11 protein-coding genes are annotated in these 13,059 nt (G+C 68.5%); 3 read left to right on the top strand and 8 right to left on the bottom strand.

Features of this window, described 5'->3' with window-relative positions; translation table 11 throughout:
• From tssH to ALA01S_RS14290, 8 genes are all read right to left on the bottom strand, one after another.
• Entirely contained in the window at positions 1-2,658 is a 2,658-nt protein-coding gene (gene tssH / locus ALA01S_RS14325; protein WP_066337506.1) for a type VI secretion system ATPase TssH, read from the bottom strand.
• A gap of 36 nt (positions 2,659-2,694) precedes the next feature.
• Positions 2,695-3,792, bottom strand: a complete 1,098-nt coding sequence (gene tssG, locus ALA01S_RS14320; protein WP_066337504.1) for a type VI secretion system baseplate subunit TssG — start codon at positions 3,790-3,792, stop codon at positions 2,695-2,697.
• Entirely contained in the window at positions 3,789-5,723 is a 1,935-nt protein-coding gene (gene tssF / locus ALA01S_RS14315) for a type VI secretion system baseplate subunit TssF (RefSeq protein ID WP_066337503.1), read from the bottom strand. The genes tssG and tssF overlap by 4 nt, the downstream gene beginning before the upstream one ends.
• A gap of 12 nt (positions 5,724-5,735) precedes the next feature.
• Positions 5,736-6,221: a type VI secretion system baseplate subunit TssE gene (gene tssE, locus ALA01S_RS14310; protein ID WP_066337502.1), complete on the bottom strand. Its 486-nt coding sequence runs from the start codon at positions 6,219-6,221 to the stop codon at positions 5,736-5,738.
• Positions 6,222-6,351: 130 nt separating this feature from the next.
• A complete protein-coding gene (locus ALA01S_RS14305; RefSeq protein WP_066337501.1) occupies positions 6,352-6,870 on the bottom strand; it encodes an Hcp family type VI secretion system effector in 519 nt (172 codons plus the stop codon).
• Between the two features lie 24 nt (positions 6,871-6,894).
• Positions 6,895-8,388, bottom strand: coding sequence for a type VI secretion system contractile sheath large subunit (gene tssC / locus ALA01S_RS14300; RefSeq protein ID WP_066337499.1), 1,494 nt, complete (start codon positions 8,386-8,388; stop codon positions 6,895-6,897).
• A 5-nt stretch (positions 8,389-8,393) separates the two neighbouring features.
• On the bottom strand, positions 8,394-8,909 hold the full coding sequence (gene tssB, locus ALA01S_RS14295; RefSeq protein WP_066337497.1) for a type VI secretion system contractile sheath small subunit: 516 nt from the start codon (positions 8,907-8,909) through the stop codon (positions 8,394-8,396).
• Positions 8,910-8,949: 40 nt separating this feature from the next.
• Positions 8,950-9,873: a tetratricopeptide repeat protein gene (locus ALA01S_RS14290; RefSeq protein ID WP_169805924.1), complete on the bottom strand. Its 924-nt coding sequence runs from the start codon at positions 9,871-9,873 to the stop codon at positions 8,950-8,952.
• 141 nt (positions 9,874-10,014) lie between these two features.
• Between ALA01S_RS14290 and tssJ the strand changes: the two genes are divergently transcribed.
• The 3 genes from tssJ to icmH all read left to right on the top strand — a co-directional run bounded on the left by tssJ (position 10,015) and on the right by icmH (position 13,053).
• Complete coding sequence (tssJ, locus tag ALA01S_RS31790) at positions 10,015-10,770, top strand: type VI secretion system lipoprotein TssJ (protein ID WP_169805923.1); 756 nt, start codon at positions 10,015-10,017, stop codon at positions 10,768-10,770.
• Between the two features lie 103 nt (positions 10,771-10,873).
• The gene (tssK, locus tag ALA01S_RS14285; protein WP_066337530.1) at positions 10,874-12,229 is read left to right on the top strand and encodes a type VI secretion system baseplate subunit TssK; all 1,356 of its coding nucleotides are present in this window, start codon (positions 10,874-10,876) and stop codon (positions 12,227-12,229) included.
• 47 nt (positions 12,230-12,276) lie between these two features.
• Entirely contained in the window at positions 12,277-13,053 is a 777-nt protein-coding gene (icmH, locus tag ALA01S_RS14280) for a type IVB secretion system protein IcmH/DotU (RefSeq protein WP_066337494.1), read from the top strand.
• Positions 13,054-13,059: the final 6 nt, after the last annotated feature.

Here is a 13,059-nt window from a genome sequence, read left to right as displayed (position 1 = left end):
CTACTGCGCGGTGCAGGTGAAACCGCCCGTGGCCTCGTCGGTGCCCACGTGCAGACGCCGCAGGGGCTGGCCACCGGCCATGTGCTGCAGCACCTGCTCGGCCAGCGTGGGCAGCAGCGTGGCATCGAGGAGATGGTCCACGTTGCGCGCGCCGCCATCCCCTTCGGTGCAGCGGGCCTGGATGGCGGCGATCAAGCCCTCGCCCCATTCCAGGCTGGCCTGGTGGTTGCGGGCCACGCGCGCGGCGATGCGGTCGAGCTTCAGGCCAACGATGTGGCGCAGCGACGCGTCCGACAGCGGGTAGTAGGGCACCACCGCCATGCGGGCCAGCAGCGCGGGCTTGAACACGCGCGCCAGGTGCGGATGCAGCGCCTCGGCCAGGCTGTTGGCATCCGGCCAGGCATGGCCGTCGCCACCCAGGCAGGCTTGGCGTATCAGCCCGGCGCCGGCGTTGCTGGCCAGGATGATCACGCAGTGGCGGAAGTCCACCGCGCGGCCCTCGGCGTCGTCCATCTCGCCCTTGTCGAACACCTGGAAGAACAGCTCCAGCACGTCGGGGTGGGCTTTTTCGGCCTCGTCCAGCAGCAGTACGCTGTAGGGATTGCGCCGCACGGCCTCGGTGAGCACGCCACCCTCGCCGTAGCCCACGTAGCCCGGCGGTGAGCCCTTGAGGCCGCTTACGGCGTGGGCCTCCTGGTATTCGCTCAGGTTGAGGGTGATGAGATTGCGCCGGCCGCTATAGAGCAACTCGGCCAGCGCCAGCGCCGTCTCGGTCTTGCCCACGCCGCTTGGGCCGACGAAGAGCAAGACGGCGCGGGGCTTGTCCGGATCCTGTAGTTGCGCGCGGCCGGTGCGTACGCGCTGCGCGATGCCGGCCAACGCGTGGTCTTGGCCGATGACGTGCCGCGCCAGCAGCGCCTGCAGCCCAAGCACGGTGTCGAGCTCGCCGTGCAGCAGTCGCCCCAGGGGCACGCCGCTCCAGGCCGAGACGACGTCGGCCACCACGGCCGCATCCACCTCCAGCGGCACCAGCGGCTGCTGCGCCTGCAGCGAGGCCAGCGTCGTGCGGCCCGCGGCCAGGCGGCCGGCCACGGTGGGCGAAGCCGGATCGCCCTCGCGCCCGTCCTCCAGGGCCTGCAGCTCCTTGACGAGCTGCAGCTCGGCCGCGTGGCGGGTGCACAGCGCATCGAGCCGCCCGGCGGCCTCGCGGCGCTCGGCCTGCAGCGCCTGCAGCCGTGCGCCGTGCAGGCCGGCCGCGCCGGGGTCGCGGTGCAGCGAGGCGGCCTCGGCATCCAGCCGCTCGATCTGGCGGCGCAACTCCTCCACGGCGGCCGGCTGCGCGCCATGGGCCAGCGCCACGCGCGCGCAGGCGGTGTCCAGCACGCTCACGGCCTTGTCGGGCAATTGCCGCTGCGGCAGGTAGCGCGAGGACAGCCGTACCGCCTCGGTGATGGCCTCGTCGCGTATGCGCACGCGGAAATGCCGCTCCATGAGCGGCGCCATGCCGCGCAGCATGGCCGCGGCCAGCGCGGGTGTGGGCTCCTCCACCTTGACCAGCTCGAAGCGGCGGACCAGCGCGGCGTCCTTTTCGAAGTACTTGCGGTATTCGCTCCAGGTGGTGGCGGCGATGGTACGCAGCTCGCCGCGGGCCAGGGCGGGCTTGAGCAGGTTGGCCGCGTCCAACTGCCCGGCCGCGCCGCCGGCGCCAATGAGGGCGTGGGCCTCGTCGATGAAGAGCACGATGGGATGCGGGCTGCGCCTGACCTCGGCAATGACGTTCTTGAGCCGGCTTTCGAACTCGCCCTTGACCCCGGCGCCGGCCTGCAGCAGCCCAAGGTCCAGCGTGTGCAGCGCCACGCCGCGCAGCGGCTCAGGCACGTCGCCCGCGGCAATGCGCAGCGCCAGCCCCTCCACCACGGCCGTCTTGCCCACGCCGGCCTCGCCGGTGAGCAGCGGGTTGTTCTGGCGGCGGCGCATGAGGATGTCCATGGCCTGGCGGATCTCGGCGTCGCGGCCTATGACGGGGTCCAGCGCGCCGTCACGCGCGCGCTGCGTGAGGTTGAGCGTGAACTGGTCCAGTGCCGGGGTGGGCGAGGCGGCGGGAGCCGGCACGGCGGCCGCCTGGGCCACCGAGGCCGTCGAGGCCGCAACAACCGCCGGGGCCGCGCCGATGGCGGGCGGCCGCTCGCGCGAGCCCTGCGTGAGCTCGTCCAGCTGGTGCCTGAGCAGCTCCACGGGGAAGCGTGCGAAGCAGCGGCTGGCACGGTGGGCGATCTGCGCCAGCGCGGGCTGGGTGAGCAAGGCCAGCAACAGGTGGGCGCTGCGCACGCGGGCATCGCGGGCGTCCAGCGAGGCGATGAGCCCCGCCTGCTCCAGCAGCTTGAGCAGGCTGTCGCCGAACACGGGGGTGCATGCCGGGCCGCGCAGGAGATGGCCGAGCGCGTGCTCCAGGTCGGCCTGCAGCGCGGCGGCGTCCACGTCGAAGCGACAGCACAGCGTGCCCAAGTCCGTAGCCGGGACGTCCAGCAGCGCCAGCAGCAGGTGCTCGACGTCCACCGCGGCGTGGCCGCGCGACAGCGTGAGCGATGCGGCGCGCGTGGCGGCGTCGCGGCAGGTGTCGTTGAGCTTGCCGACCAGCGTGGCGATGGAATGGCTCATGGGTTCTCCTCCTATGCCGTGGGATGGGGCGCCGGCTCAGGCGGCGCAGGTGTGCAGCTCGTAAACCGTTTCCTCGCGCTGCGCCGCGCTGGGCTGCGAGAGCAGGAAGCTGTTGAAACCCAGCCGCGTGGCAGCGTCTTCGCCCGCGCCGCCCAAGCGGGCGCGGGCCACGGCTGTGGGGTGCAGCCGCAGGCGCACTTCCCATTCCAGGCTGGTGCCGCTGGAAAGCGCCAGCAGCTCGCGCAGCGCCGTCGCCCCCGCACCGTTGGGCAGGAAGCCGCCGTGCTGCGCCGCCTCCAGCGGGCCCAGCACCAGGCGCAGCCGCAGCTCGCGCTGCCAGGTGCGCTCGCCCAACACGGCGCCCCCGGCCAGCACGGCCTGGGGACTGCCCAAGCGGCAGCGGCTATCGGCCGGCAGCACGCACCAGCGGCCCGCGAACTGCCGGATGCGCACCGGCACGCCCAAGCAATCGGCCAGCACGCGCTGCAGTTGTGCCGCGCCGGCAGCCGGACGCTGCAGCAACCCGGCGTAGTGGGCCAGCACGGTGGACGGGACGGCGCCATGGAAGCTCGGGTGCGGTCGCGCCGATGCCAGACCGCCCAAGCCGAGCACCAGGGACAGCGTGCGGTCGCCGCCACCGGGGGTTTCAACTTGCAGGGGCAGGCGGTGCTTGCGCCAACTGCCGTGGAAGAGCGACACAGCGCGGTGCTGGAAGACGTCCAGGAAGCCACGCGCGGCCGGATCGCGGTGCTGCGCCTCGTGCGCGGCGAGCTGTTCGCCGTAGGCCGCCGGCAGGGCCCCGGCCGTGCCCAACAGCCCCATGAAGGCCGGCGTGAAGCTCAGCCGCCGCAACGCGGCCGGCGCGCCATCGGCGCCGTCCGGCCCAAGCTCCAGCTCCAGCTCCAGCGCCTGCAGCTCGCTGGCCGGGAAAGCCATCGAGTTGCCGTTGCGAAACCGCAGCGCCGGGCGCTGCGCCGCGCCCTGTCCGTCTAGCCAGTGCGTGGCCAGCCGCACCGCCTGGTGGAACTCGAAGGCTTGCGGCTGGCGCAGCAGCCGCGCCAGCGCCGCGGGCAGCACCGCGCGGGGCGCGGGCGGGTTGGAGAGCAGGGTCGCGGCGTCCGGTGCGGGCTTCATTGCAGCGCCTCATCGCCGCTGCGCGGCGCGCACTCCACCAGCACCGTGCCCGTGCGCGCCGACAGCAGGCGCAGCCGGGTGAAGCTGTTGAGCTGGGCCTGCTGGCCCAGCGTGCGGGCCAGCACCTGCGCAAACAGGTGCAGGCCGCTGCCGATGAAACAGGCCTCGTCCACACGCAGGTCAAGGTCCACGCCACGCACCGTCCCGGAAAAGGGCATGCCGGGCATGGCGGCATGGGCGTCGCGCAGCTCCAGGCCCAGCAGGCCATCCAGCATCTGGCGCGCCGCGGCGCCGCGCGACAGGTCGTGCAGGCGCAGCAGGGCGCGCAGCGCCTGCAGCCCGCCCACGGCCAGGCCCTGGCGCTGCAGGCTCAGCAGCGTGATGAGCCGCCAGGGACCCTCGCGCCGCAGTTCCACGCGGCGCGGCGGCGTGGGCTTGCGCAGCAGCCGGACGTGTTGCCACGCGGGCGCGCCACCTTCGCCACCTTCATCGCCATCCCCACCTTCGCCGCTTTCGCCACCAGGGCCCGCCTCGCCGTGCCGCGCCTGCGCCCCGGCCGCGGCCAGCCACAGGTCGCCGCCGGGATTGCCGATGCTGAGCCGGCAGGGCAGCTCGCGGTGGGTGGCGCGCAGTGCGATGGACAGCGTCTCGGCCTGTTCGGCCGCCGCGTCGCGCAGCGGATCGGCCAGGCCTATGGACGTCTCGTGACCGGGGCAGAGCTCGGCCATGGCGGCGCTGCGCTGTGTCCACCAGTGCGGGCGGGGGCCCGCCCCGCCGTGCAGCAGCGCTTGGGCGGGCAGGCCGTACAGCGGCGTGATGGCTTCAACAGTCTGGCCCTGCGCCGTGCGACGCACGCGGCAGACGCGGTCCACGGCATAGACCTCGTGCTGCGCGGCGGCGCGGGCGTCGGCCAGCACGGTGTAGGTGCTGCGGGTGTGGGTGAGCCGTATGGGCTCGGCCTGGCGGGGAAAGAGGTTGATGACGGGCACGCAGCCCGTGAGGAAGTTGGCCGCACTGGCCAAAGCCAGCAGCCGCGCCGCGTCGCCGTCGGCGCCCACGCCGGCCAGCGCCCAACCCAGCTCCAGCGTGCGGCCGCCGCAGTGCCGCGCCGCCGCGGGCCAGGGGATTTCCAGGATGTTGAATTTCTCGGGGAAGGCGAAGTACTCGGTGAGCAGGCGCGATTCCGGCGGGCAGCGGGGGTCGGCGGGGATGAGCGCCTCGTCCTCCTCCAGCCCCGGCAGGCGCGGGCGCGCCTGGACGTCGGCCATCCACGGCGCCTGCGCGCCGCCGCGCACCAGGGTGGCGACCACGCGGGCACTGAGCGTCTCGCGCAGCAGCGTCACCAGGGAAGGCTCGCCGTCCAGGAACAGGCGCAGCGGTGCGCCGGTGAGCGCGGCCCAATGCGGCACGGCCGCACCCAAGTCTAGGCGCAGGCTCAGCAGCGCACTGGCCCCGGCCGGCAGTGGCCAGACGGCGGGCAGTGCCGAGCCGGCGCTGAAGGAAACGCCAGCCACACGCAGTGGCAGCAGCTGCAGCGGCGCCGTGGTGGCGAAGCGGCAGGCCACGCCGCGGGTGGGCCGTGCGTCCAGCAGCGTGCCGCGGGGCACACCTTGAGGGCGCTCCAGGCGGTCCACGGCGGCTCCCAATTCAAATTGGGCGATGGAGCAGGCCGGGAAGGGGCGCAGCAGCTGCGGATGCAGCAGCTCCAGCAGCGCTTCGACAAAGAGGGGGAGGTCGTCGTCCAGCCGCTTGTGACTGCGCGCGGTCAGCAGTGCAAAGGCCTGCACCAGGCGCTGCGCATGCGGGTCCTGCGGCGCATCCTCAGGGGGCAGGAGACGGGCGGCGATGCGGGGATAGCGGCGGGCCCAGGCACCGGCGTGCTCCTGCAGCAGCGCCAGCTCGCGTTCGTAGTAGGGCAACAGGCTGCGCATGGGGCAGCTGGTTCAGGCGGCAGCGCCGCGTGCGCTGCTGGACACGGCGCAGCGCTGCGAGCCCGGGTGCAGCACGGCGTCGAAGGCCACGGGCTCGACGCAGGGCGACAGCCGCAGTTGGGCGTGTATGGAGAAGCACAGGCCGCTGCCGGGCAGGGTGGCGTCGCGCACGCTGACCTGCACCTCGGTCAGGCGCGGTTCGTGGTTGCGCAGCGCTTGGGCGATGGCATCCACGATGCGGGCGCGGTCCCGGTCGCTGGCCAAACTGGCGACGCTGATGTCGGCCAGCCCAAAACCCAGCAGCGAGCGCGCGGCGCGCGGGTGTGCGGCCAGTGCCGCGCACAGGGGACCACGGCGGGCATTGAGCAGCGTCTCGATGTCGCGCGCGACTGCCGCCTTGACCTGCGCAAGGCTCAGGCCCGGCGCCGTGCCGCTGCCGGCCGGAGCGCCGGCGCTGCCCAACAGCTTGTCCAGCAACGAGGGAACGAATTGGTTCATGGCATGGGGCGCGAGGTGGGCGCAACAAGCGCAATAAACGCGGTGGGCGTGGTGAAAACGCAAGGCAAGCCCGCCCTGCCGGCATATGCCGAGATATTCCGGCATATGCCGGCCCACCGCAGCTCAAATGTCAGACGGCGATATTGCGCGCCAAATCCCAACCAGCGATGCCGGTGGAGGCGGAAGAGCCGTCCATTTTGTGCTGCTTGTATTCCCAGGTGATCTTGCTGCACTTCAATCCGAAGCGCTGCATGGGCAGCTCACCATTGGCAATCTCGGTTCCCACCGACGACACCACCACGTCGTCCAACACGATTTTGTAATAGTCCACCCGGGTTTGCGAGGTGGCGGTGGCATTCTTGCCGCCATAGGCACGATAAAAGGTGATAAATACCTTGGGATACACCGTGCCGGCGGCGCAGGCGCGGTTGAGCTTGGCGGTTGAGCGGTCAATGTCCTTGGTAAAAATCAGCTCGCCGATTTCCGTGCGCTCCGAGGTATGCGCACCCGCCGTGGAGGCGGTGGAGGATTTGGGCTGCGTGATGAGCTGGTGGAAGGAGGTAATTTCTATTTCATGGGGGTGGGCCGTGTCGGTACTGTCGCCCTGCAGTTCGGAGGCACCGACGAATTTCAAGTAAATGTCTTTCATGGCAGCATACTCTCCCTGGCTAGGTTATCCCTTTTGGGACGGAGGCAGCTCGGCGACCAGCCGCAACGACACTGACAGTTCATCGAGCTGAAAATGGGGACGTATGAACGAGACGGCCCTGTACACGCCGGGCCGTCCTGGAATTTCAGAAACCTGGACGTTGGCCTCGCGCAACGGATAGGTGGCCTTGGTTTCCTGGGTGGCGTTGTCGTCTTCCACCACATATTGCCGCAGCCAGCGGTTGAGAAATTCCTCCACGTTGCGCGCCGATGCAAAACTGCCGATCTTGTCGCGCATCATGGCCTTTAAATAATGTGCAATTCGGCAGATGCTGAAAATATACTGCAATTGTGCCGACAATATCGCGTTGGCATTGGCGGCATCGCTGCCGTATTTTCTTGGCTTTTGTGCGGACTGGGTACCGAAAAAGGCGGCGTAATCGGTATTCTTGCAGTGGACCAAGGGCATGAAACCCAAGTCGCTCAATTCCTTTTCGCGCCGGTCGGTGACGGCGACTTCGGTGGGGCATTTGAGGGCGACTTCGCCGTCGTCGGTCTTGAAGGTATGGGCGGGCAAGTCCTCGACCAGCCCGCCGCCTTCCACGCCGCGTATGGCGGCGCACCAGCCGTGCTTCTCGAAGGCGGCGGTCAGGCGCGCGCCCAGGGCGTAGGCGGCGTTGATCCACAGGTACTTGCCGTGGTCGCTGCCGTCCACGTCCTCGACAAAATTGAAACCTTCGACCGTGCTGCCGTCGCGGGGATCGAACGGCAGCCGTCCCAGAAAACGCGGCAGTGCCAGGCCCACGTAGCGCGCGTCCTCGGATTCCCGGAACGAGCGCCAACGCGCGTAATCCACCGTGTCGAATATCTTGGATAAATCCCTGGGCTTGCCCAGATCGGTGAACGAGTCCAGGCCCAGCAGCTCCGGCGAGGCGGCACAAATGAAGGGCGCATGCGCCGCCGCGGCCACGTGGGACATCTGCTCGACGAAATACATATCCTCGGCCTGGCGCGTGCATTCGAAGTCGCCAATGAGAGCGCCATAGGGTGCGCCGCCAAAGGTACCGAATTCCTCCTCATACACCTTCTTGAACAGCGTGCTCTGGTCGAAATCTATGGCGGATTTGAAATCCTTGATCAATTCCTTCTTGGTCGCGTGCAGCACCTGGATTTTCATGCCCTTGCCGGTGCAAGTCTGGCGGCAAAGGTAGCTCAGGCCGCTCCAACTGGATTCGAGCTTTTGAAATTTGGGGTGATGCATCACCTCGCTGAGCTGCTCGGAAATCAGCGCATCCAATTCTGCAATGCGTGCGTCCAGCGTGGCGCCGAGGTTTTCGGACATGACCATCGTGCCCTGCATGACTTCGCGGACCAATTCGGCAATCAAGTCGCAGGCGCGGTGACGCTCCATTTCAGAGCGGGCCATGCGGCTTTGCTCGATGATCTGGTGGAGTAAACCGGTGTCCTCGACCGGCACCGCCAGCGCGGCGAGTGTGGGGGCTGTTGCAAGCTCGGCCATGGGGTTCACTCCTGGTTGGAAGAAGTTTCCGCGCCCAAGCGCAGGAGCTTTTCGGTATTGGAGAGCACGTCGGACAAAATATCGTCCAACTTGTGGTTGCTTGCCAATTTATTGCGCAGATCCGAAAGACGGGTGCGCGCTTCCAGCAGGCGGCGCAGCGGCTCCACCTGCTGGACCACGGATTCCGGTCTGAAATCCTCCATGGCGCGAAACTGCAAATTGACCGCGAATTCACCGCCCTCCGGTGAAAGCCGGTTTTGAACGCGGAAGGAGGCCTGTGGATTCATGCCGGCCATGACGTCGTCCAGCGTATCCAGATCGACGTTGACGAATTTCCTGTCCTTCAGCCGTGAGGGCGGCGCCTGCGGGTCCGGCGTGCCCGCGAAATCTCCCAGCACGCCAACGACGAAGGGCAATTCCTTTTGCTCGGTGGCGTCGCCCACCTGTACGTCGTAAGTGAGTTGCACGCGCGGCGGCCGGGTGCTCAGCAGCCGTTTTTGCACGCTGTCTTTTCTGGACATGGGGTTCCTCCCTGGCGATGGTTGAGGTGCGTGGCGCCGCTTACTTCAGCTTGTCGAAGGGGCTTGCGGCGGGAGCCTTGGCGGGCGCTTGAGGGGCGGCAGGCGTGGACACGGTGGGTACGACGCCGGGCACCGCGATCGTGCCGGTGGCTTGGGCGGGGCTGCGTTGGGCGCCGCGCGCGGCCGACGTGGCAGGGATGGCCGTGGCAGCCACCGATGCGGGCGTGACGGCTGTGGTGGTGGCCGCGCCGGGCGCAGCCGTGGGCTTGCGCGGACGCGGGGCGTTGGCGGGCGGGGCGGGCGGCAGCAGCGAGGCGGCTCCCAAGGTGTCGCGCAGGGCGCGGGCCACAGAGATGGCCTCATCGCGCGAGCCCACGGGCAGGTTGCCGTCCTGGCGCAGGGCCACCAATGAGCCGGCCGTCAGCCGCAATCCGCTCACGACCAGCACGCTGTGGGCGAAGTGGTCCTGCATGTCGCGCTGCAGCACCTCCTGCGCGGCGATGACGGCATTGCCGTAATCCTGTGCATTGAAATAATCCTCGGCTAATTTCAGCCAGGGCAGTTTTTCGCCGGGATAGTCTTGTGCGGCGGCACGGTAGGCGGCTCGGCCTTTCTCGGGATTTCCCTCCGTGGCGGCCAGCCGGGCGCGGGCCATCCATTCCTCCATGGACACCATTTGAGGCGCGGGCTCGGGCGGCTTGCTCGCGACATTCTGGTTGGAGGCGCACGCCGTGAGCATCAAGGCCAATCCGGCACCGGCCAGGGCACGCCAATATTTGGAAGCCGGCAATGCATGGATGCGGCTCGAATTGTTTCCCTGGGGCGAGCGAAGCAGACAAAAGAGTTCCATGCCGAGTTTTCCTCCGCGGTAATGGTTGTGAAACTTCGACGGCTTTCGAAAAAGCGGCCCATGAATCGCCGCCACTGCACGCCACCGCGCCATATTGCGGTGGGTGAGTCGCATTGCAGACCAAAAATCGGTTGCATGTACATGGGGAAAGTTCCATCCGCTTACAAAAGGGGGGTCCGGGGGGTGTTCGGTTGGCCTGCTGCGTGTGCTCATGCACGATCGGCGCGGCCAGGAAGAGAAGAACGGACGGAACCTATGCTTACGTTGAAGCGCCGTACCAAGCACTCGTTTGCGGACGTCGGGGCTGACCGGTTGGCCCAGGCGGGCAGTGCCAAGCCCAAGCCGGGGCGACTGCGTCAAGACCTGTGGAGCCTGCTGTTGGCATTGGGCAGTGCGGCACTGCAAGGCTGTGCCACGAGCACGCACCAAGGAAACGGGCTGCTGGACCAGGCTTTGGGCATGGTGAGCCTACAGCGGGCGTCAATGGCGGCAACAACGGATGACGCGTCTCGTGCGCAGCCCACACCGCCTCAAAAAGCTACCAACCGTGTAACGCTGCGTGTGCATGCAGCGCAGGTGCTCAACCTCAGTGCTGCGGGTGCCTCGCTGCCGGTGGTGCTCAGGCTCTACAAGCTCAAGGACCGCTCGATATTTGAGCAAATGCCCTACACGGCATTTTCCAGGACCCAGGTTGCCGATTTTGGAAGCTTTGCTGCCGATATCGCCGAAACCCGGGAGATGGTTTTTCTGCCGGGCCAGCGTTATGAGGTGGTGGAGACCCTGGAGCCCAATGTCCGGTTTATTGCGGTAGTGGCTCTGTTTCGGTCACCGTCGCCGCAGCGCTGGCGTGCAATTTTTGATGTTCCACCTGCCACGGCCGTTTCCCCTATTCCTTCCATTACCCTGGGTTTGCACGGATGTGCCATCAGCGTGGCCACGGGCCAAGCTTTAGGCATGCCCCCGGAACTCACGCGCGTGGCCGGTGTGCGCTGCGACGGAGGTCCGGAATAAATAACGGCTGATGGTTCAGCATCATTAATTTCCCGGTTTCCTCTACCGTGGCGTGAACCGCGACCGCATCTTTTCTTTTCACCACTTCAATTTCCAGACCGCCATGATTTCATCGGCCAAGATTCTGTGGGGTGAAGGTTTATTCCTGCGGCCCCAGCATTTCCAACGCCAGGACGCTTACCACGAGGGCAGGCTGGCGGAAGTGGCGCGGGCGCTGCATCCGTACAGCTGGGGGCTGCGCCAGCTCCAGGTGGACACGCAGGCGCTGTCGGCCGGGATGCTGCGCATCACGGCGCTGCAGGCCATCTTTCCCGACGGCGACCTGTATTCGGCGCCGCGCGACGACGAGCTGCCCGCGCCGCTGTCGCTGGCCGGCTTGCCGCCCGGGGTGTCACAGGCCGAGGTCCACCTCACGCTGGCGCCCATGCGTGCGGCCAGCGGCAATTTCAGCCGCGACGCGTTGGGCGAGGACGGCGGTGCGCGCTTCGTGCAGCACGAGGCGCCGGCGGCCGACTGGTTCACCGAGGCCGTGGAGGCGCCGCTGGCCACGCTGCGCCGCCGGGCTCGCGTGGTGCTGGAAGGCGAGCCGCGCCACCACCTGGCCAGCCTGCCGCTGCTGCGGCTGCGTCGCCAGGGCACGGGCGGCTTCGAGCTGGACGAGGGCTTCGTGCCGCCCAGCCTGTCGCTGCAGGCTGCACCGGCGCTGCAGGCTCTGCTCAGGCGGCTGCTGGAGGTCCTGCAGGCCAAGGTGCAGGCGCTGTACGGGCTGCACCGGGAGCCCTCGCGCCACGTCATCGAATTCCGCTCCGGCGACATCGCCTCGTTCTGGCTGCTGCACACCTGCAACGCGGCGTTCGCGGCGCTGTCGCACCTGCACCAGCATCCGCTGCTGCATCCGGAGCGGCTGTTCGAGCGGCTGCTGGAGCTTGCCGGCGCGCTCATGACCTTCTCGCGCACGCACCACTTGGGCGAGCTGCCGGCCTACCGGCACGAGGCGCCGCAGCAGCCGTTCGAGATGCTGGACGGCATCGTGTCCAAGCTGCTGGAGACGGTGATCTCCACGCGCTGCTTCGCCATCGCGCTGCAGGAGCTGCGCAGCTCCTACCACCAGGCGCGGCTGGAGTCGCAAAAGATAGACGCCAACACTCGGCTGTTCCTGGGCGTGCGCGCGGCGCTGCCGGCCACGGAGCTGGTGCAGCTCGTCCCGCAGCTGATGAAACTGGGGGCGGCGGACGACGTGGAGAAGCTCGTCCTGTCGGCCCTGCAGGGCGTGCGACTGGAGCACGCGCCGCAAGTGCCGCCGGCCATTCCGGTGCGGCCTGGAGCGCTGTACTTCGCGCTGGAGCCGCGCGGGCCGCTGTACGAACGCATGCTGCAGTCACGCACGCTGATGCTGTACGCGCCGGCCGGGCTGGCACAACTGGAATTGGAGCTGTTCGCGCTCAACGACGGACAGTGAGCCGGCATGGCGGCGTTCCCGGCATTTACCGTGACTGGAGACTGGACATGAACGATGCGCACGCCCCTTCGCTCGTGACCCCGAGACGGCGCCCGCCCGCGGCCAGTGCGCCCGCCGAGGAGGCGCGCAGCCTGGCGCACTTGCTGCACCCGGGCTTCTACATGGTGTTTTTGCTGCGCAACGGGCATGAACCGGCCGACGGCGCGGCCTTTCGCGAGCAGGTACGGCAGTTCCTGGCGGGCGTGGAGCGCGGGGCGCAGCGGCTGTCCATCACGGCGGCCGACGTGGCGCAGGCGCGCTTTGCCTTTTGCGCGCTGCTGGACGAGGTGGTGCTGGAGTCCGCGCTGCCATTGCGCGGCGAATGGGAATGCCGCCCGCTGCAGTTGGAGCTGTTCGGCGAGCACATGGCCGGCGAACGCTTCTTCGAACGGCTGGAGAGCCTACGCCGCGAGGGAGCAGCACGGCTGGAAGTGCTGGAAGCCTTCCACATGTGCCTGCTGCTGGGCTTCAAGGGGCGCTACGTGCTGGAGGGTGCGGAGAAGCTGGACTACCTGACGGCGCGCTTAGGCGACGAGATCGTGCACCTGCAGGGGCGGCGCACGCCGTTCGCGCCGCATTGGGCCGCGCCGGACCATGTGGTGCACAAGCTGCGCAGCGAGCTGCCGCTGTGGGCCATGGGGGTGGTGTTCGCCGTGCTGGCGCTGGGGGCCTTTGCCGGGTTGCGGCTGCACCTGGACTACGCCACGGAGCAGGACCTGGCGCGCTACGCCGACGTCGTGCAGCTCGCGCCGCAGTCGGCGCACGTGACCATCACGCTGCCCTGACAGCAG

The sequence above is a fragment of the Azohydromonas lata NBRC 102462 genome, from assembly GCF_001571085.1.
Lineage (GTDB): Bacteria > Pseudomonadota > Gammaproteobacteria > Burkholderiales > Burkholderiaceae_C > Azohydromonas > Azohydromonas lata.
Note: the sequence above shows the minus strand (reverse complement) of the source record. Positions and strands in the feature narration are given on the sequence as shown.